The 21,494-nt window shown below is 37.5% G+C and carries 14 protein-coding genes; 10 read left to right on the forward strand and 4 right to left on the reverse strand.

The features are described from left to right. Positions 1-53 precede the first annotated feature (53 nt). Positions 54-347 (reverse strand): thioredoxin, encoded by a 294-nt coding sequence (gene trxA, locus KG732_RS02535; RefSeq protein ID WP_213520810.1) that lies wholly within the window; start codon positions 345-347, stop codon positions 54-56. Positions 348-360: 13 nt separating this feature from the next. Continuing rightward, the gene (locus KG732_RS02540) at positions 361-1,326 is read right to left on the reverse strand and encodes a type I phosphomannose isomerase catalytic subunit (protein ID WP_367271480.1); all 966 of its coding nucleotides are present in this window, start codon (positions 1,324-1,326) and stop codon (positions 361-363) included. Positions 1,327-1,553: 227 nt separating this feature from the next. Here KG732_RS02540 and uvrC point away from each other — a divergent pair, with 227 nt between their 5' ends. The 10 genes from uvrC to KG732_RS02590 all read left to right on the forward strand — a co-directional run bounded on the left by uvrC (position 1,554) and on the right by KG732_RS02590 (position 17,328). After that, positions 1,554-3,353 carry an excinuclease ABC subunit UvrC gene (uvrC, locus tag KG732_RS02545; RefSeq protein WP_213520812.1) on the forward strand — a complete coding sequence of 600 codons (1,800 nt, stop codon included), beginning with the start codon at positions 1,554-1,556 and terminating at the stop codon, positions 3,351-3,353. After that, positions 3,340-5,580, forward strand: a complete 2,241-nt coding sequence (locus KG732_RS02550) for a patatin-like phospholipase family protein (protein WP_213520813.1) — start codon at positions 3,340-3,342, stop codon at positions 5,578-5,580. The genes uvrC and KG732_RS02550 overlap by 14 nt, the downstream gene beginning before the upstream one ends. A 180-nt stretch (positions 5,581-5,760) precedes the next feature. Further along, entirely contained in the window at positions 5,761-6,918 is a 1,158-nt protein-coding gene (locus KG732_RS02555) for a homogentisate 1,2-dioxygenase (RefSeq protein ID WP_213520814.1), read from the forward strand. Between the two features lie 443 nt (positions 6,919-7,361). Then, positions 7,362-8,525 carry a 4-hydroxyphenylpyruvate dioxygenase gene (gene hppD / locus KG732_RS02560; protein ID WP_213520815.1) on the forward strand — a complete coding sequence of 388 codons (1,164 nt, stop codon included), beginning with the start codon at positions 7,362-7,364 and terminating at the stop codon, positions 8,523-8,525. Between the two features lie 86 nt (positions 8,526-8,611). After that, positions 8,612-9,415: a DUF3108 domain-containing protein gene (locus KG732_RS02565; RefSeq protein ID WP_292890027.1), complete on the forward strand. Its 804-nt coding sequence runs from the start codon at positions 8,612-8,614 to the stop codon at positions 9,413-9,415. 134 nt (positions 9,416-9,549) lie between these two features. After that, a complete protein-coding gene (locus tag KG732_RS02570; protein ID WP_213520816.1) occupies positions 9,550-10,518 on the forward strand; it encodes a tryptophan 2,3-dioxygenase family protein in 969 nt (322 codons plus the stop codon). Then, entirely contained in the window at positions 10,519-11,775 is a 1,257-nt protein-coding gene (locus KG732_RS02575) for a peptidoglycan DD-metalloendopeptidase family protein (protein ID WP_213520817.1), read from the forward strand. A 58-nt stretch (positions 11,776-11,833) separates the two neighbouring features. Beyond that, positions 11,834-13,465 (forward strand): glucose-6-phosphate isomerase, encoded by a 1,632-nt coding sequence (gene pgi / locus KG732_RS02580; protein ID WP_213520818.1) that lies wholly within the window; start codon positions 11,834-11,836, stop codon positions 13,463-13,465. 116 nt (positions 13,466-13,581) lie between these two features. Beyond that, positions 13,582-16,812, forward strand: a complete 3,231-nt coding sequence (locus KG732_RS02585) for a carboxypeptidase regulatory-like domain-containing protein (protein WP_213520819.1) — start codon at positions 13,582-13,584, stop codon at positions 16,810-16,812. A 90-nt stretch (positions 16,813-16,902) separates the two neighbouring features. Next, positions 16,903-17,328, forward strand: coding sequence for a hypothetical protein (locus KG732_RS02590; RefSeq protein ID WP_213520820.1), 426 nt, complete (start codon positions 16,903-16,905; stop codon positions 17,326-17,328). A 210-nt stretch (positions 17,329-17,538) separates the two neighbouring features. Here the strand turns inward: KG732_RS02590 and KG732_RS02595 are convergent, their stop codons facing one another. Together KG732_RS02595 and mfd are read right to left on the reverse strand one after the other, a co-directional pair. Then, positions 17,539-18,051: a TrmH family RNA methyltransferase gene (locus KG732_RS02595; protein WP_213520821.1), complete on the reverse strand. Its 513-nt coding sequence runs from the start codon at positions 18,049-18,051 to the stop codon at positions 17,539-17,541. 51 nt (positions 18,052-18,102) lie between these two features. Then, positions 18,103-21,435 carry a transcription-repair coupling factor gene (gene mfd / locus KG732_RS02600; protein WP_213520822.1) on the reverse strand — a complete coding sequence of 1,111 codons (3,333 nt, stop codon included), beginning with the start codon at positions 21,433-21,435 and terminating at the stop codon, positions 18,103-18,105. Positions 21,436-21,494: the final 59 nt, after the last annotated feature.

The raw sequence follows: 21,494 nt of genomic DNA on the forward strand, positions 1-21,494 counted from the left end.
ACTGTTAATTAAGGAGCACTTAAAAGCCTCTGCCCACAAAGAACACAAAGCTTTTAAGCTTTCTCAATCTGAGCTTTCAACTCATGAAGAGGTTGCACACCAGCGCCTTTCCAGACTTGTTTACCGTTTTTAAAAATCAGGAATGCAGGCACGCCTCTAATAGAGAATTTTGCAGCCAGCGCTTTGTTTTTATCCACGTCGATTTTAAGAATACGCACCTGATCTCCTAAGTCCTGTTTTAGTTGTTCTAGAACGGGCATCATGGTTTGACAAGGGCCACACCAAGTGGCAAAAAAGTCTATTAATACGGGTGTATCGCTGTTTGTAAGTTCTTTAAAGCTAGCCATAAGGTTTGGTTTTTTACAAATAAATCTCAATAAGCTGTATTGAAGCAGCTTGAAACAATACCTTGTCTATTCCCACTGGCAATAAAATACATTCTCCTTTATTAATCGAGTAAGACTCCTTTTCATAAATCAATAAGGCACTTCCTTTTACACACATATATATCATAAAAGAATTGATTTGAGTAAGGTCCCGCTCGTGTTCTCCTGTTATATTTAAAAAATTAGTTTTAAAATAAGGAGAATTGATCAACTCATTAGCTTGGTTCTTTTTTCTAGTGTATTCGGTATGGTAGGTATCGTGAAGTTCAAAATCAATGGCTTCCAAAGCCATTTCAGTATGAAGCTCTCTGGTTTTCCCTGTTTTTAGATCTTTGCGGTCGTAATCGTAAATGCGGTAAGTAACATCAGAAGATTGCTGTATTTCAGCAAGTACCACTCCTGCGCCTATGGCATGAACTCTTCCTGTAGGAATATAAAAAGCGTCTCCCTCTTTTACTGGAAACTCATTTAAAACCTCAGTAATGGTATTGTTCTTTAGATATTCTTGATAAGAATGTTGATCGAGTTGTTTTTTAAAACCTACGGTGATCACAGCATCTTCATAAGATGGCATGATGTACCACATCTCGTTTTTACCAAAAGAATTATGACGTTCTCTAGCAAGTTCATCACTAGGGTGTACTTGAATAGAAAGTGGTTTTTTGGCATCTATAAATTTGATCAGTAAGGGGAATTCCCCACCATACTGATGAAAAACTTCTTCTCCTAGAAAATCAGATTGATATAAGGCTATAAGTTCATTGATTGTTTTTCCTTTATACAATCCTTGCTTTACTAGAGTTTCACTTCCAGGCACTGCGCTTATTTCCCAAGACTCTCCTATGGATTCTTGATCGTAATTTTTATTAAAATCTGTTTTGAGCTTTTCTCCACCCCAAATACGATAGTGAAAAACAGGCTCGAATTTCAAAGGATACACTTTCATTAATGAGTTCGTGACTGAATGAACCTGCAATTTAAGATAACCACATCAAAATAGCTAGTTTACCCCCTTCAAATTAAACTTTTGAAGATCAAAGAGATGTGTATTTTAGTGTTGTTATGGGTTATCGCTAAATGAGTTATTGAACTTTGAAAAAGATATGTTTCTATAAAATTATAAAAAAAAGGATGCCAAATCACCATAATCCCTATCTTTACTGAGCTATGGAATTACCACCTTTAGAGGTTCAAATCAAAACCTTGCCGTTGTTGCCAGGAGTCTATTTGTATTTTGACAAAAAAGACAAGTTGCTTTATGTAGGAAAAGCGAAAAAGCTGAAAAAACGAGTTTCCTCTTACTTTACAAAAAGCCACGACAGTTTCCGCATCAAAACGATGGTTAAAAATATCCACCGTATTGAACATATAGTAGTCGATACAGAAACTGACGCGCTGCTATTAGAAAACAGCTTGATTAAAAGTCGCAACCCGCGATACAATATCATGCTAAGAGATGATAAAACATACCCTTGGTTAGTGATTAAAAAAGAACGATTCCCCCGAGTTTTTCTAACCCGTAAAATGATCAAAGATGGTAGTGAATATTTCGGACCTTATACCAGTGTTAGAACCGTAAGAACGTTGCTAGAATTAGTAAAAACACTCTACCCCATACGCACTTGTAATTACGATTTACAACAAGACAAAATTAATGAGGGAAAGTTTAAATTATGCCTGGAATACCATATAGGTAATTGTAAAGGGCCTTGCACAGGGCTGCAACATGAAGTAGCATACAACCGAAGTATAGAAGCGATAAGAGGAATTGTAAAGGGGGACTTTAAAGTAGCTGTTTCTTATTTTACAGAATTGATGCAAGTCCATGCGGTCAACATGGAGTTTGAAGAAGCTCAGCAGTTAAAAGAAAAGTTAGAAATTCTTACGAGATACCAAGCCAAATCTACCGTAGTCAATCCTAATATTTCAAACGTAGATGTCTTTACCATTGTAAGCGACGAGGCCGCTGGTTATGTGAATTATCTTCAAATCAACTATGGAGCAATCACACGCTCCCATACCATGGAACTTAAAAAACAACTGGATGAAGATGATCAACAATTACTAGAACTAGCCATTATAGAATTGCGTACTAGATTTGACTCTCAATCCACAGAGGTTTACACGCAGTTTGAGGTAGAGCTTGGAGAAAACCTCAAAGTAACCGTTCCGAAACTAGGAGACAAAAAACGAGTAATCGATTTGTCAGAACGCAACGCCAAATTCTTTAGACAAGAACAGTTCAAAACTATTAAAATTGTAGATCCAGATCGTCATACCAACAGGCTCATGGTGCAGATGAAAGCCGACTTGCATCTGGATGAAGAACCTAGACATCTAGAGTGTTTTGACAATTCAAATATTCAAGGAACTAACCCTGTTGCGGCATGTGTAGTCTTTAAAAATGGTAAACCCAGTAAAAAAGAATACCGGAATTTCAATATAAAAACAGTTGAAGGACCAGATGATTTTGCTAGTATGGAAGAGGTGGTTTACCGAAGGTACCGCAGGTTGCTAGAAGAAGACCAGCCCTTACCTCAACTGATTATTGTTGATGGAGGAAAAGGACAACTTTCTAGTGGAGTTACAGCCTTAGAACGACTAGGTTTAAGAGGAAAAATACCCATCATTGGTATTGCAAAAAGACTGGAAGAGCTTTTTTATCCCAACGATCCTGTACCTTTATACCTGGATAAACGCTCTGAAACCTTAAAAGTCATACAGCAAATGCGTAATGAAGCGCACCGTTTTGGAATCACACATCACAGAAATAAACGCAGCAAACAAGCCATTGAAACCGAACTAGACAAGATTTCAGGAGTGGGAGAAAAAACAGTGGTAGATTTACTCAAGCACTTTAGAAGCGTTAAACGCGTTAAAACAGCCTCAAAAACAGAACTTGCTGAAGTAGTGGGAGCCTCTAAGGCTCAAAAGATTATAGATTTTTATAAAGATGAAAAAAAGTAACTTCCTTTTGTTTTTAATCGTTATCGCTTTCGCGAAAGCGAATCATCTACAAGCGCAAAATGACCATCCTACTCCCAGACCAAAAATCGGACTAGTACTATCTGGTGGCGGGGCAAAAGGTCTAGCCCATATTGGAACTTTAAAGATTATTGATTCCCTTGGAGTAAAGGTGGATTACGTGGCGGGAACCAGCATGGGGGCAATCGTAGGCTCTCTTTATGCCTCTGGATATACAGGGAGACAAATCGATTCTATTTTTAATATTATTGATTTTGACAAGATTATTTCTGATGATATCCCGCGTAGCTCAAAATCTTATTATGAACGCAAAAGCAATGAACGCTATGCGGTAAGTTTGCCTTTTAAAAACTTTAAAGTACTGTTCCCCTCTTCTTTAAGTAAAGGTCAAAACATCTATGACTTACTTTCAAAATTGCTTTCTCACGTAAAAGACACAGATGATTTTAGCAACCTACCCATTCCATTTTTATGTATTGCAACCGACATCACTACTGGTGAAGAAGTAGTCTTAGAAAGAGGTTATTTACCAAAAGCTGTAAACGCAAGTGGTGCCTTACCTTCTCTTTTTGCCCCTGTAACTATAAATGACCAATTGTTAATAGACGGAGGAGTTACCGATAATTATCCCATCAGTAAATTGAAAGAGCGCGGCATGGACATTATTATAGGTGTTGATGTACAAGACGATTTAAAGTCGCTAGAAGAATTGCGCAGTGCTCTCGATATACTTTCACAGATCAATAATTTCCGTACGATCAACGATATGAAGGACAAAGCTCCACAGACAGATATTTATATAGTTCCTGATATAGCAGCATACACAGTAATCTCTTTTGATCAAGGAAGGGAGGTTATTCAAAAAGGGGAAGAGGCGGCTAGAACACATGCCGACCAACTTCAAAGACTCGCCTTTGATCCGTATTCCAAACCAGAACTGTTCGTCCAAATGGCCGATAGTATTTATCTCAACACGATCAATATAAAGGGAAACAAGAATTATAGCAGAGCTTTTATTGCAGGTAGATTTAAGGTGAAAACACCTGGAATGGTGGCTTATACAGACTTAAATATTGGAATCAATAATTTACAGGCAACTGATAATTTTGCTAAAATTAATTATGAAATCATCACAGACCAAAATGGCGGCCATGTATTAGATATAGATGTAGTGGAAAGCGATGTGCGTAATTATTTGCGTCTGGGTCTTCATTATGATGAACTGTTGCGCAGTGGAGCCCTTATCAATCTAACTCGAAAAAATGTGCTTTTTGATAATGATATTATATCTGCTGATGCTATTATAGGGGATAATCTCAGGTATAGTTTGGACTATTATATAGATAATGGTCGTTACTGGTCTATAGGGTTGCACAGTGAATTTGTAAGATTTGAACAAGATGTCAGCGCCGTATTTGTAGAAAATGTTATCAACATATCATCCCTAAGTGTGAATAGTCTTAGGTTACAATATAGCGACTGGACACAACAAGCATTTTTACAAACGAGAATTAACAAATCGATAAATTTTGTTGTAGGCCTTGAAGTAAAGTCACTTCATGTTTTTACAGAAACTTTGATCACCGATGACCCCACTAACGATACTACCGATTTTTCTAACGGGAGTATGGGAAGTTTTTATGGTAAAGTATTAGTCGACTCCTATGATAACGCTCTATTTCCTTCTTCTGGCTGGAAGGTAGAAGGTGATTTCCATCTATACGCTTTCAATACAGAATTTGGAGAGCGGTTTAAGGAATTCTCTATGGCGCAAATCGAAGTAGGGCATGCACAGCGTTTTGGAAATTTCACAGTTCGGGGAGCTGCACATATAGGAATTACTATAGGGGACACCGACAACTCTGCCATGGATTTTTATTTAGGAGGATATGGCTCTCGCAGGATCAATAATCTCATTCCATTTTACGGATATGATTTTATAAGTATTAGTGGTGGGTCCATAATTAAGGTGCTTTTTGAAGCCGATTATGAAGTGTTTAAAAAAAACCATATTGTGTTCAGTGCTAATTATGCAAACGCACAAGACAATTTATTTGAACAGAACAACTTGTTTGACAATGCGAGGTACACTGGTTATGCCATAGGATATGGTTTAGAAACCTTTTTAGGTCCATTAGAATTCAAATATAGCTTCTCTCCCCAACAGAAAAACGGACAGATCTTTGTTAATTTAGGTTTTAAATTTTAATCAAAGCTATCTTTGTTTTTTTAACATAAGTGCCAATAGCTCGCTAGCTGGGGAAAAAGCAATTTGATAAGGGATTGAACAACAAATAAAAGCTTGCTGATTATTTAAAAATAAATAATACCATTTAATCATGGAATGGTCTAAAGAATTTCCGAAATTTGAGAGATTTAATTTCTAGCTATGCCTTTTTACCATAAACTGGGTAAAATACCACCCAAAAGACACACGCAATTTAGAAAACCCGATGGTTCTCTTTATTCAGAACAACTTTTTGGAACCATAGGTTTTGAAGGGACGTCCACAAATTCTTATCATATGTACCGTCCTACTATGGTGAAAGAAATTAAAAACCAATACAGTGTCAAACCAGTAATAGCACTGAAAAACCACCTTAAATCTTACCGACTAAAAGGCTTTCAAATACAACCTGAAGCCGACTATCTAGAAAGTCGTAAAACCGTTTTGATGAATAGTGACGTGGCTATTATTCTTGCTGCGCCAAAAGAATCTACTAAGGATTATTTCTATAAAAACAGCGATGCCGACGAATTGCTTTTTGTTCATAAAGGAACAGGAACCTTGCGTACTCATTTAGGGAATTTAGAATTTAAATACGGAGATTACTTGTTGATCCCTAGAGGTATTATTTATAAAATTGATTTTGACACTACTGACAATAGACTCTTTATTGTGGAGAGTAGACGCCCCATATACACTCCCAAACGCTACAGAAATTGGTTTGGTCAATTGTTAGAACATGCGCCTTTTTGTGAACGAGACTTGAGAAGGCCTGAAACTCTAGAAACACATGACGAAAAAGGTGAATTTTTAATTAAAGTGAAAAAACAAGATGATATATTTGATATTGTCTATGCATCACACCCTTTTGATGTTGTAGGCTACGACGGTTACAATTTCCCATACGCTTTTTCTATTCATGATTTTGAACCTATAACTGGACGCATTCATCAGCCGCCACCTGTACATCAAACCTTTGAAACAGACGCTTTTGTGGTTTGTAGTTTTGTACCTCGATTATACGATTACCATCCCAATAGCATTCCTGCACCTTATAATCATAGCAATATAGATAGCGATGAAGTGCTTTATTATGTAGATGGTGATTTTATGAGTCGCAATGACATTGAGGCGGGACACATCAGCTTGCATCCTGCTGGTATTCCCCATGGACCTCACCCAGGAACTGTCGAAAAAAGTATCGGAAAAACAAAGACAGAAGAACTTGCTGTTATGGTAGATACTTTTAAACCTTTAATGGTTACTAAAGAAGGATTAAAAATTGCCGATGAAAATTATCATAAAAGTTGGCTGGATTAATTTAACTGCAGCAAAAAATAACAGTGAAAAAGAACAAACCAAAATATTCTTATCCATCGCAGCAGTCTACTTTTTTCCCGTGGCAATACCAAGGGGTTAACTCGTTTAGTGATCCAAATGGAAAATTGACTTAAAATTGGAGATAAGCAATGGCAATGTGATTACGAAAATGTCACTTGGGGTTATGAAAAAAAGTCTAAAGAAACAAAAGAGTATAGCACCGAAGAGAAATGGAAGTAGGATGACGAAATAGACTCATTTAAAACAATAACCGATTCAACTATACCAATAGTAGAGGTACTACTTAAAGGAACTTCTCAAAAAGATAGCAATTATGATAGTTAACAGGATGGATATAACCCCCCACTTAAGAGCCATGTGGTAGCAAAGATGTCTCTTACTCCTACTAGATTCCTTTATTTATTACATTAAAAAAATACATTATGCCAGCAGATATAAAAAACCTAAAAGACCTACAAAATACGGAGTATTCCCTTAAGAAACTTTTTAAAGAAGCCGAAGATTTCCTTCCCCTTCTAGGAACTGATCATGTAGAACTCTATGTAGGTAATGCCAAACAAAGTGCTCATTTTTATAAAACTGCTTTTGGCTTTCAATCAGAAGCGTATGCGGGTCTAGAGACAGGACTTAAAGATCGCGTTTCTTATGTATTGAGACAAGGTAAGATAAGACTCGTTCTCACCACTCCTCTACAAAAAAATGGAGAACTCAACGATCACATCAACCTTCACGGTGATGGAGTAAAAGTAGTCGCCCTATGGGTAGAAGACGCTCGAAAAGCATTTGAAGAAACTATTAAAAGAGGTGCTAAGCCTTACCTAGAGCCTACCGTATATCAAGACGATCATGGTGAAGTGGTAAAATCAGGGATTTACACCTATGGAGAGACCGTTCACCTGTTTATTGAACGCAACAACTATAATGGAATTTTCCTTCCTGGATTTAAAAAATGGGAATCTCATTATAACCCGGAACCTGTAGGCCTTAAATTTATAGACCATATGGTAGGAAATGTAGGATGGGATGAAATGAATACCTGGTGTAAATTTTATGGAGAAGTTATGGGGTTTGCACAAATCATTTCCTTTGCCGATGATGATATTGCAACCGAATACACTGCCTTAATGAGTAAAGTAATGAGCAATGGAAACGGTAGAGTGAAGTTTCCAATCAATGAGCCTGCCAAAGGAAAAAAGAAATCCCAAATTGAAGAATACCTAGACTTTTACAATGGTCCAGGTGTACAACATATTGCCGTTGCTACTGATGATATTGTAGCTACTGTAAGCGCAATGAGAGACCGAGGTGTAGAGTTTCTATACGTCCCTGAAGAATATTATGACGATCTTATAGAACGTGTAGGAGAAATAGACGAAGATGTAGAAGTACTAAAAAAACACGGTATTCTTATAGACCGAGATGAAGAAGGTTATTTATTACAACTATTTACTAAGACTGTTGTCGATCGACCAACGATGTTTATAGAAGTAATACAGCGCAAAGGAGCCCAATCTTTTGGAGTGGGAAACTTTAAAGCACTGTTTGAAGCTATTGAAAGAGAACAAGCGTTAAGAGGTACTTTATAATAAAACGATAATCAATTAATTCCCATTTTGGAATAGACTTTGCAGTAGAGGGTGGTGGTACTAATTCACGATCAATTCTTATGAATATGAAAAAGATTGTTTTTTTAATGGTGGCCGTTTTTGTAACGACTACTGCTTTTACTCCTGGCACTGTTACAACAAGTGCCTCAAAGCAAATGGCCTTTGAAAATGGGGAGTGGTTTAAATTCAGAATTCACTATGGTGTATTTAATGCTAGCTACGCAGAGCTCAAGGTAAATAATGCAAGACTTAAGGGAAAACCAGTTTACCACATTAAAGGAAAAGGAAAATCTACTGGGTTACTTCACCTATTCTTTAAAGTAGATGATACATATGAGACTTATATAGATCGAGAAACGGTAAAACCCTATCGTTTTATCCGTGAAATAGACGAAGGTGGTCATACCAAAGATATACAAATCGACTTTGATCATGAAGCCGGTACTGCTTTAGTAAACGATAAAAAGAATAAACAACAAACCCTGGTTAACATCGAGCCTTATACCCAAGATATGGTAAGCGCATTTTATCATTTGAGAAATATGGTAACCATTGAAACGCTGCGATTAGGAGATGAATTCACTTTGCCGATGTTTTTTGACAAAGAAAATTTTGAATTTAAATTGAAATATCTTGGGGAAGAAATTATAAAAACAAAATTTGGTGAAGTCACTTCGTTAAAGTTTCGGCCTTACGTGCAGTCTGGTCGTGTTTTTAAAGAAGAAGAAAGCCTCACCGTATGGATCTCTAAAGATGCTAATAAAATCCCCTTAAAAATTAAAGCAAAGCTTGCCGTTGGATCCCTAACCGCTGACCTTGAATCATTTAAAGGACTTAAACATTCTTTCCAAATTTTAGCTAGCAAATAACACTCTTAAAACCTTGGTAATCCCAAAAATAAGTTCAAATTGTGTTTAAGTTAAATATAGTTAAGACAACGGCTCTAAGAATTGATAGAAACCACAAGGTTCATTACTTTTGCGAGTCTACTTAAATGAACCACATGTCCGAAGAAATCAGCCCAGAGATTGCCCAGCGCATTAAGTTGTTAGAGGATAAGTTTAAAAACTCTGGTCAAGACATGCTTTCCTATTTAGATGGATTGCTCTACGACACGTATACCACGTACTGGGATTATATAAGATTAGACACCTTGCTAAGTCTTCAAGTGCCGTCTACAGCGTTTCCTGACGAGATGATATTTATAAGCTATCATCAAATTACAGAATTGTATTTTAAGTTAATCATTCATGAACAACTACAGATTATAGAAAGCACCTTGCTTACCGCTGCGTTTTTTGAAGAAAAGATAAGACGTATCAACAGGTATTACAGCGTCTTGATCAATTCCTTTGAAGTAATGATCCAAGGTATGGAACGCGAGCAATTTCTTAAATTCAGAATGTCTTTACTTCCTGCCAGTGGATTTCAAAGCGCTCAGTTTAGAATGATAGAGTTGTATAGTAGTGATTTGGTTCATTTAGTTCATCCCTCTGTTAGGTCCCGCTTTCGCGAAAGCGAAATAGACCACACCCAAAAAGAATTATTTGAAAACATCTATTGGAAAAAGGGTGGTATCGATATGCATACTGGAGAAAAAACCCTCACACTAAGGCAGTTTGAAAAGCGGTATACCCCTAGATTTCTAAGAATTGCAAAAGAAGTAGAACACACTAATTTAAATCAGCGTTATCTATCATTACCAAAAGAAGAGCAGACGCAAGAACTCCAAGATGCCTTGCGTCGATTAGATCAAAATGCAAACATCAACTGGCTGCTCATGCATATGGGAGCAGCACACAGGTATTTGCGTAAAGAAGGAACAGCAGTGCAGGCAACTGGAGGGACCAACTGGAAAGAATTTCTACCACCTAGCTTTCAAAAAATCTCCTTCTTTCCATCGCTATGGACACAAGAGGAGCACGAAAATTGGGGAAAACAATGGGTAGATCACGCATTAAATACAAAATAAATGATCCATAAGTATTTCATCGCCGGCGCCATCGCATTGGCATTGAGCATTAAGGCTTGTAAAAATAATACCGACACGTCTCAACAAAAAGAGGTAGCGACTTCTAATGAGATAGGAGGTCCTATCATGAAGTACGGCTTTGACCTCAATGAATATGAAATCGTTGCAGACACTGTTAAAAACGGAGCGACCTTCAATGATTTAATTATCAATCATATAGTCAAAGGTCAAAGTGCTTTTCAAATAGCAAACAAACTCAATGAAATTTATGACTTACGCAAAATACAAGCCGGGAAACCATTTAAGATTCTAAAAAGAAGAGACAGCCTTCGCACTCCTGAAGCCTTCATTTACGAGTTGAGTAGAATGGATTATGTAGTAGTTAATTTTAATGATACGCTAGCAGCTTACAAAGACCAACATCCTATTTCCTTTAAAAGAAAAACAGCAAGCGGCATCATCAACGCTACACTATCGGAAGCAATGCAAGAAGAAGGCCTAAGCATCAGTGCTATTTATGAACTTTCTGACATTTATAGATGGTCTATAGATTTCTTTAAACTTCAAAAAGGCGATCGCTTTAAGATGATTTACAACGAGCGCTATATCAATGACTCTATTTATGCAGGAATCGAATCTATAGAAGCGGCTGTTTTTGAAACTGATCAAACCCCATTTTACGCCTTTGATTATGTCACCGATACGGTAACTCAAATGAGCGATTATTATGACGAAAAAGGCAAAACACTACGAAGTTTTTTCCTAAAAGCTCCTGTGAACTATTCCAGAATCTCTTCTCGATTTACCAAAAGAAGATTTCACCCAGTACAGAAAAGATGGAAAGCACACCAAGGAACCGATTACGCCGCAGGTTATGGAACTCCGATAGTGGCTACCGCAAATGGGATAGTGACCAAGTCCGGCTACACTGGTGGCAACGGTAATTATGTAAAAATAAAACACAACGCCACCTACTCTACTCAATACTTGCACATGACCAAGCGCAAGGTAAAAGTAGGACAGCGTGTAAAACAGGGTCAAGTTATAGGTACCGTAGGGAGTACAGGACTTGCTACTGGCCCACATGTTTGTTATCGATTTTGGGTTAATGGGAAACAGGTCGACCCCTACAAACAAAATTTACCTAGCGCAGCACCCTTACCTCAATCAAAAATGAAGGAATACTTGCAGTTTATAGCTCCATTAAAAGTAGAAATAGATCAAGTTCCTTTTAAAGAAGAAGATCCTATTATTTAAATTTTTTCCTAAGCACCAACTTGATTATCCCCCAAGACCTTTTAGAATCCATTACATCATGAAAAACATCAACCCTACTTCTACTGCGGCATGGAAAGCACTTGAAGATCATTACCAGACCATAAAGAACTTCAACTTAAGAGAAGCTTTTCAAAACAACCCAGAGCGTGCAAAAGAGCTCACTATACAAGAAGGAGACTTTTATGTAGACCTTTCAAAAAATTTGATTCTTAAAGAGACAAAGCAAAAATTAGTATCCCTCGCTAACGAGTGTCATTTAACTGAAGCTATAGCATCTTATTTTAATGGTGAACAAATAAATGCGACTGAAAATCGTGCGGTATTACATACCGCATTGCGCACCACAGAGAGCAACGCCGAGGTAGAAGAAAAAGTCACTGCTGCTCTCGCTAGTAAAAACAAAATGTTTGCTTTTGTTGACGCCGTAAATAACGGAACCATCACTACGGCAACAGGAAAAAAATTTGACACCGTAGTCAATATAGGAATAGGCGGTAGTGATTTAGGACCTGAGATGATCTATGAGGCCATGCAAGCTTATAAAAATGAGCTCACTCTTCATTTTGTCTCTAATATAGAAGGAGATCATATAGAAGAAACCTTAAAAAAGATTCAACCAGAAACAACACTCTTCGTAATTGTTTCTAAGTCTTTTGGAACACAAGAAACACTTACTAACTCAACAACCATAAGAAATTGGTTTACCGATAAAGTAGGTGACTCAGCGGTAGCAAAGCACTTTATTGCAGTAAGCAGCAATGTACAACGCGCTATAGATTTTGGAATTGATAAAGAAAATATCTTTCCAATGTTTGACTGGGTAGGTGGACGTTTTTCGTTATGGAGCACGGTAGGTATGTCTGTTGCCTTGGGAATAGGTTCTAAAAATTTTCAAGATTTACTGAATGGTGCTCATGATATGGATACACATTTCAGGGACACTTCTTTTGAAAAAAATATTCCTGTCGTTTTAGCATTGCTTACCATATGGTACAACAACTTTTTTCAAGCGCAAAGTGAAGCTGTAATACCCTACACCCAATACCTTCATCGACTTCCCGCTTATTTGCAACAAGCCATAATGGAAAGTAATGGGAAAAGTGTAGACCGCAATGGAAATCGAGTGAATTATGAAACTGGGAACATCGTTTGGGGAGAGCCAGGTACCAACGCACAACATGCCTTTTTTCAATTGATTCATCAAGGAACCAAATTAATTCCTGCTCAATTTATCGCTTTCGCGAAAACTAAATACAACCACCCAGACCATCAAAACAAGCTTATGGCAAATTTCTTTGCACAAACAGAAGCTTTGATGAATGGAAAAACTAGTCAAGAAGCGGCAAAAGATTTAGCCTCCTCAGGAAAATCAAAAACCGAAATCGACCAACTAGTTCCTTTTAAGGTTTTTGAAGGAAACAAACCAACAACTACGATATTAATAGATGAACTTACCCCAAGGAGTTTAGGTAAGCTAGTAGCCATGTATGAACATAAAATTTTTGTAGAAGGAGTCCTCTGGAACATCTATAGCTATGATCAATGGGGAGTAGAATTAGGAAAGGTCTTAGCCGATGCTATACTTACTGACATTAAAAGCTCAAAATCTGACAATCACGACGCCAGTACAAAGGCTCTTTTACAAAAATTTTTTGAGATAAATAATTAGTTTATTGTTTTTCAGTTAATTAACGTTAATAAGCCGTTCACTTCTTAATGATAGCTTAATATTGGTTTACTCATTTTACTTGTATTTTTGCTGCATCAAACTAAACTCATTCTGAAATGAACAGAAAATTACACATTTTATTTGCAATCGGGCTTTTCTTAAGCTGCATCTCAGTTAGTGCGCAGGTTACTACCTCAAGCATTAACGGCCGTATCATGGAGACCATAGATACAGCACAAGAACCTCTTCTAGGAGTAACCATTGTAGCAGTACATGGTCCTACAGGAACTAATTATGGTACTTCTACTGACATAGAAGGTTATTACCGTATCCCAAACATGCGTGTAGGTGGACCTTACACGATTACTATTTCTTATGTAGGTAAGAAAGAAGAAACATTAGAAAACATCTTTCTTCAATTAGGTCAGTCTGAAAGGATCAGCTTAACAATGACAGATGAATCTAATGCTCTTGACGCTGTTGTTGTTAATGCGGTAAGGGATGGAATTTTTGATTCTGGTAAAACAGGGACAGAAACAAACGTTTCGCTGCGTGACATCAATACCATGCCTTCTGTAACTAGAGGGATAGGAGATTTCTTAAGAAAAACTCCTCAAGCTCAGGTTTCTGAAAATGGAGCGATCTCTATTGCTGGTCAGAACAACCGTTACAACTCTATCTTTATTGACGGTGCAGTAAACAATGACGTTTTTGGTCTTGCTGGTTCTGGTACTAATGGTGGTCAAATAGGTGTCAACCCTATCTCCATTGATGCCATTGAATCGTTTCAAGTAAACGTTGCGCCTTTTGATGTAAGACAATCTGGATTTACAGGTGGTGCGATTAACGCAATTACTCGTTCTGGTACTAATGAAGTAAAAGGAAGTGCTTATTTCTATACCCGCAACCAAAATCTTGCTGGAAAGACCCCAGTAGGAATCAGTGAAGACAACCGTGAAAAATTAGACGATTTTACTGCAAACCTTTATGGGGTGCGTGTAGGAGGACCTATCATCAAGGATAAATTGTTCTTCTTTGTAAATGCTGAAGTGCAAAGAGAAGAAGAGCCTAGACCATTTGACTCTAGTCTTTACAATGGAGATAGCAGCATTGCTGAAATCAATACTTTAAGAGACAACATTATCAACACCTTCGGATACAATCCTGGTGGCTATGAGAACACAATCACAGAGTTAAATAGTGAGAAATTTACGATCAAGTTAGACTATAACATTGATGATAAAAACAGCATCACTGCAAAGCACAATTATGTAAAAGGAGAATCTATATCTCCTAGTCAGAGCAGCAATAGAAACATCAACTTTGCTAATGCTGGTATCTTTTTCCCATCAGAAACTAACTTTACTACTCTAGAATGGAACACCACCAACGGAAAAAATTTATCTAACAATTTAATTGTTAGTTATACTTCTGTAAATGACAATCGTGATCCTCTAGGAAACCCGTTCCCAAGAGTACAAATTAATGATGGTGATGGTCGCATTACTTTTGGTTCAGAAGCGTTTTCAACAGCTAACATTCTTGAGCAAAATATCTTTACTGTTACCAACAATTTTGAGGTATCCAAAGGAGCTCACAACATGACTTTCGGAGGTAACTTTGAAAACTATGATATCAGAAACGTATTTGTAAGACAAAACTTTGGTCAATATACCTTTAACTCTCTTGCAGACTTCAATACGTACTTTGATAATGACGCGACGAATGACGCTCTTGCAGACTCCTATTTCCATTCTTATTCTTTAGTTGATCCAGCTGGAACCTCCGGGGATGATATTCAAAATGCAGCAGCCTCTTTCCAATATTCTCAATTAGGGCTTTATGCGCAAGATCAATGGAGTATTGCAGATAATTTTAAATTAACTTATGGTGTTCGTTTTGATGTTCCTTTCTGGGAAGATGGAGCAGCAAATGACGACTTCAACAACAGAACCGTTGGGTTAATTGAGGCTGAAGGTTACGACCTAGAAGGTGCACGAGTTGGTAAGAAAGTTAAAAGTCAAGTACACATTTCTCCACGTGCTGGTTTTAACTGGGATGTGAAGGGTGATAGAACGACTCAAATACGCGGTGGATTAGGAATATTTACTTCAAGAATTCCTTTAGTATGGCCAGGTGGTGCCTATAACAACAATGGACTAAGTATTGGTGAAGCTAATGCATTTGATAGTCAGACGTTTGTAGCTGACCCAAGCAACCAGCCTCTTAACGGTGCTCCTGCTCCAGGTAGTGGTGCTGTAGGAGGTCAAATTGACATCTTTGCTCCAGACTTCAAGTTACCACAAGTAATGAAGTACAACATCGGTGTTGATCAAAAAACTGATATTTGGGGATTAGTGGTAAGTGCAGACTTCTTGTACAATGAAACCATCAACAACGTGTTTTACCAAAACTTAAACCTAGCACCATCAACGCAATCATTGAACAATGCAGATGGACGTCCATTCTATAATCGCAGTGCCGAAATAGACGACACTTACTCTAGAATTATATTAGCTACTAATACAAATGAAGGATGGTCTTACAACGGTACTTTTAGTATCAGTAAGCCTTTTGAAAATGGTTTTGGAGGTCAGGTTTCTTATTCTTACGGACAAGGAAAATCTGTTTTTGAAGGTACATCTTCACAAAACAGCTCGCAATGGAGAGGTGTAGCTACGGTTAACGGTAAAAATACTGCTGGTATTGGTAACTCGCAATTTGCTTTTGGGCACAGAGTTTCTGCTAATGCTTCTTATGAAATCGAGTGGAACGAGAATATCAAAACTACTTTTGGTATGTTCTACAATGGACAACAAGGGGGTACCATTAACTATATCTATCAAGGACGTGACCTTTTAAATGATGACTCTAGCGATAACGCATTGTTCTACATCCCAAGAGATCAAAGTGAAATCAATTTAGTAGAGAACAACGGTATCTCTGCTGCAGATCAGTGGGCAGCTCTTGATGCTTACATAGACAGCAACGATTACTTAAGTGAGCGTCGTGGTCAGTATGCAGAACGCAACGGAGATCGCGGACCATGGAATCACATCGTTGATTTAAAAGTTCTTCAAGATTTTAGTTTAAACTTTAATGATAAAGAACATACCTTCCAACTTTCTCTTGACATCTTCAACTTCTTCAACTTCTTGAATAAAGATTGGGGAGAGCAAAGATTCATTAGTTCTAATGTAGGTATTGTAGAGGTAGAAAGAAATGGAGTTAATCCAGAATTCTCTTTCAACCCTAACTTTGCTGAAGGACTTGAGATTATTGATGACGCAGGTACTCGTTCTTCAAGATGGCAAATGCAAGTAGGTCTTAGATACATCTTTAACTAAGAGTTACTTTCAACATAATTTCAAGAACCCTACTCAAAACGAGTGGGGTTCTTTGTTTTTAAAGTATTTTTGAACTAAATATTTTTACTTATGTACAGCATTTTAAAATCAGCTCACTCTGGATGGGCTTACCTCCTTTTACTAGTTCTATTAATAGCTGCGATCAACGCTATAAGTGGTTATTTTGGGAAGAAAGAGTTTGGCAATAAAGATTTCAGCCTTGCATTGGTTGGTCTTATCGTGACACATATTCAATTATTAATAGGACTTGCTTTATACTTTACGCCAGAAAATCTAGGTCGTTGGGAAGGGTTTGAAATGAGCAACTCACCTATACGACTTCTGTTAATTGAACACCCATTAATGATGATCATAGCAGTCGCATTACTTACCATAGGTTATTCCAAACACAAAAAGAAAATCGTTAGTAATGGCAAATTCAAAATGCTCGCTATTTTCTATAGCCTTGCATTTCTAGTGGTACTTTCTAGATTACCCTGGAGTCAGTGGTTGTAGTCATCAAACCAACCGCTTTTTCACTTCTGCTTTTGCCTCATGTCTAACGGGTATTGAGAAAGTGACATTCATACAAACGCCTGGATCAAATTAATGATCCAGGCGTTTTTATGATGCGTAATTAGGAAATGATTCAGGGATCTTAACACAGTTCAAAAGTTATCTAAGATGAGTGCACGGCTTTAAAATAGCTGCCTCAGCAATTTACTTTCACTTACCTCTTAATGAAAGTTGATTGGTGATTTCATACAAGGATATAGCCAAACTATGTATGACGTTCATACTAGAGTTGATGCCAAACATAGGTATAGAAACGGTATGATCTACTAGGTCTATTTGTTCAATCCCGCTTCTTTCACTACCCAAAAGCAAAACTATTTTCTCATACTTTTTGAAGTCAAACTCTTGAATATTGATGCTTTGATCGGTAATTTCTAGCCCTATAATGGTATGCCCGTCCTGTTTTAATTGAGTGATGATTTCTGTAAAACCTACATAGGTTTCATAGGCAATTTGATGGATCGTAGTTCTGGCTGTTTTCTTGACAACCCTATTAGATACAGCTGGCGATTTTTCATGAAAATAGATCTTTTCAACTCCAAAACTTTCAGAAATACGAAAACACATACCTATATTTTCAGGAGTTCTTATGGCATCACAAACAATTGTAATGGGAAATTGCTTTTGATGGTTTGTGATATCGTAATGTGTTAATTGCTTCAAAGTTTTGTTTTATGGCGACCTTATAAATGTATGTTGACATTACTCACTACTTCATGCGCTTACTGGCATAATAGCATTTAAAATGTCATAAACCCGATCTACACTGTTTACATGTTCTACCCTAAGGATCAATCGCAATCCTGAACGAGTTTGTTTTTCTTTCATCCTCAAAACCTTAGGATTAGTCTGTACGGCTTGTAATACTCTAGAGAACGATTCACTTTGATAAAACCCACTTTGTTGATCAGAGATAAAGTATCCTATAAATGTACCTTGTTGCATCACAATCTTTTCTAATCCCAATCGGGTAGCCACCCATTTGATTCTTACACTAGTCAGTAAATTCTCTGCTTCTTCAGGAAGCTCCCCAAATCGATCTATTAGCTCTTTCTTATAAATCTCTAAAGCTTTTTCATCTTCTACTTCATTAAGCTTAGAATACAACGAGAGACGCTCTGTAATGGAGTTGATATAATCATCTGGAAAGAGCAATTCAAAATCAGAGTCCACAGTGACATCAGTGACGTGTTTCTTCTCCTTATCGTTGGTTTCATAAAGATCAGCAAACTCGTTTTCTTTTAATTCCGTAATGGCTTCACTTAATATTTTTTGATACGTATCAAAACCTATTTCATTAATAAAACCACTTTGCTCACCCCCTAATATATCTCCAGAGCCTCTTATTTCAAGATCCTTCATAGCGATATTAAAACCGCTACCTAAATCTGAGAACATTTCTAATGCCTGTATACGTTTTCTTGCCTCTTCTGTCATCACCTCATAAGGTGGTGTAATGAAGTAACAAAACGCTTTCTTGTTGCTACGCCCCACCCGACCGCGCATCTGGTGCAAGTCTGAAAGTCCAAAATTATTAGCGTGGTTGATGAAAATCGTATTGGCGTTAGGAACATCTAAACCGCTTTCAATAATCGTAGTAGAAACCAGTACATCAAACTCGCCATTGATAAAAGCAAGCATTAAGTTTTCTAGTTTTTTTCCTTCCATCTGTCCATGCCCTATACCTATTTTTGCATCTGGAACAGATCGCTGAATCATTCCAGCTACTTCTTTGATATTCTCAATACGGTTATGTACAAAAAAGACTTGGCCTCCACGAGAAATCTCATAACTAATAGCATCGCGTATGGTTTCTTCACTAAAGCGCACCACTTTAGTCTCTACTGGATGTCGGTTAGGTGGCGGTGTTTTAATCACACTTAAATCACGTGCCGCCATTAAAGAAAACTGTAAAGTTCTGGGGATAGGAGTTGCTGTCAGTGTAAGCGTATCTATATTTTCTTTAAGTGTTTTGAGTTTGTCTTTCACCGCAACACCAAATTTCTGTTCTTCATCAATAATCAGCAATCCAAGGTCTTTAAAAACAATAGACTTACTCACCAATTGATGCGTACCTATAACAATATCAATAGAGCCATTTTCTAATCCTTCTAAAACAGCTTTGCGTTCTTTGGCAGTTCTAAATCGATTTAAATAATCCACTTTTACAGGAAGGTTTGCAAGTCGTTCATTAAATGTTTTTGCATGTTGAAAAGCAAGTATAGTAGTGGGTACTAGCACAGCCACTTGTTTCCCATTAACGGCTGCCTTAAAAGCTGCTCTTATAGCTACCTCTGTTTTTCCAAACCCTACATCACCACAAACGAGGCGGTCCATAGGGCGATCGCTCTCCATATCTTTCTTAACATCATCCGTAACAATGCTTTGATCTGGAGTGTCTTCATAGATAAAACTTGCTTCCAGCTCGTTTTGTAAATACCCATCTGGCGCAAATTGGAATCCCTTTTGCGCACGGCGTTTGGCATATAATTTAATCAGGTCAAAGGCAATTTGCTTTACTCTAGTCTTAGTCTTGGCCTTTAATTTTTTCCATGCTGGACTTCCCAGTTTATAGACTTTAGGGGGCTTGCCATCCTTACTGCTGTATCTGGCTATTTTATGTAAAGAATGTATGGAAACATATAAGATATCCCGCTCCCCATAAATCAGCTTGATCGCTTCTTGTTTTTTACCGCTCACCTCTATCTTTTGTAATCCGCCAAATTTCCCAATTCCGTGGTCAATATGTGTTACATAATCCCCTATGACTAGTGTGTTGAGTTCCTTTAAAGTGATTGCCTGCTTTTTAGCATAACCATTCTTTAAATGGAACTTATGGTACCTATCAAATATTTGATGATCGGTATAACAAACCACTCTCAAATCGTGACTTATAAAACCGCGATAGAGAGGCATCACTACTGTTTCATAATGCACCTCCGCTTTCATATCGTCAAAGATGTCATGAAAACGTTTGGCTTGCTGCTCACTACTACAAAAAAGAAAGTTTTTATATCCGTCTGCCTCGTTTTGCCTTAAATTTTCAATCAGTAAATCAAACTGCTTATTAAAACTAGGCTGAGGAGATGTATTATAAACCACTACCCCACTTGAGCTAGTGAATTCTATATGATTGTATTCTTTAAGCTGTGTTTTGATCAACTTGCTATTGCTGAAGATTTCGTGAGGGGTCAATTGCCTTACTTCTCCTTGCAATTCATTGTATGCTTGTTCCGCTTTCGCGAAAAGCGAATCCACACGACCATATAACAAATCCATATTCATTGTGAAGATGACCGTATTATTAGAAAGGTATTTTAAAAAGCTCTCCCGAGATTCTTCCGACTGCTTATTTTCTACATTAGGTATGATGGAGATTTTTTTTGTTTGCTCTTTAGAGAGTTGGGTTTCCACATCAAATACGCGTATGGAATCGATCTCATTTCCAAAAAACTCTAGTCGATAAGGTTCATCATTTGAAAACGAAAACACGTCTAGAATACCCCCTCTTAGAGAAAACTCTCCAGGCTCTGTTACAAAATCGACTCGTTTGAATTTATACTCAAACAAGACTTCATTAGCAAACTCAATAGATAGTTGATCACCAACTGCAATTTTAAGCGTGTTCTTTTCCAACTCTTTACGAGTGACTACTTTTTCAAAAAGCGCATCTGGATAAGTAACAATCACGGCTGGCTTTTTGCGCGAGTTGATGCGGTTAAGCACCTCAGCACGCAAGAGAACGTTTGCGTTATCCGTTTCTTCTATTTGATACGGACGTCGGTAACTGCCGGGGTAGAACAGTACGTTTGGTTCCCCGACCATTTTTTCCAAGTCGTTCAAATAAAATGCAGCTTCTTCCTTGTCGTTGCAAATCAACATAAAAGGCTTGTCTGCATCTTTAAAAACAGAGTTAAGAACAATGGAAATGGAACTCCCGTTGAGTCCGCTTATCGTAGACGATCCTTGAGACTGGGCCACGATTTTTCTCAAGCTTTGCGTTGGTGCCGCTTGTGAAAATTGGTTTTGAATAGTAGTAAAACTCATAATAGGATCGCAAAGATACGTTCTACTTAAAGTTTATCTAGAATATTGAGCTTACTTTA

The organism is Nonlabens sp. (genome assembly GCF_018401815.1).
Lineage (GTDB): Bacteria > Bacteroidota > Bacteroidia > Flavobacteriales > Flavobacteriaceae > Nonlabens.

Coding starts and splice junctions, on each gene's coding strand:
- trxA (WP_213520810.1), bottom strand. CDS start 347: ATGGCTAGCTTTAAAGAACTTACAAACAGCGATACACCCGTATTAATA.
- uvrC (WP_213520812.1), top strand. CDS start 1,554: ATGGAATTACCACCTTTAGAGGTTCAAATCAAAACCTTGCCGTTGTTG.
- KG732_RS02550 (WP_213520813.1), top strand. CDS start 3,340: ATGAAAAAAAGTAACTTCCTTTTGTTTTTAATCGTTATCGCTTTCGCG.
- KG732_RS02555 (WP_213520814.1), top strand. CDS start 5,761: ATGCCTTTTTACCATAAACTGGGTAAAATACCACCCAAAAGACACACG.
- hppD (WP_213520815.1), top strand. CDS start 7,362: ATGCCAGCAGATATAAAAAACCTAAAAGACCTACAAAATACGGAGTAT.
- KG732_RS02565 (WP_292890027.1), top strand. CDS start 8,612: ATGAAAAAGATTGTTTTTTTAATGGTGGCCGTTTTTGTAACGACTACT.
- KG732_RS02570 (WP_213520816.1), top strand. CDS start 9,550: ATGTCCGAAGAAATCAGCCCAGAGATTGCCCAGCGCATTAAGTTGTTA.
- KG732_RS02575 (WP_213520817.1), top strand. CDS start 10,519: ATGATCCATAAGTATTTCATCGCCGGCGCCATCGCATTGGCATTGAGC.
- pgi (WP_213520818.1), top strand. CDS start 11,834: ATGAAAAACATCAACCCTACTTCTACTGCGGCATGGAAAGCACTTGAA.
- KG732_RS02585 (WP_213520819.1), top strand. CDS start 13,582: ATGAACAGAAAATTACACATTTTATTTGCAATCGGGCTTTTCTTAAGC.
- KG732_RS02590 (WP_213520820.1), top strand. CDS start 16,903: ATGTACAGCATTTTAAAATCAGCTCACTCTGGATGGGCTTACCTCCTT.
- mfd (WP_213520822.1), bottom strand. CDS start 21,435: ATGAGTTTTACTACTATTCAAAACCAATTTTCACAAGCGGCACCAACG.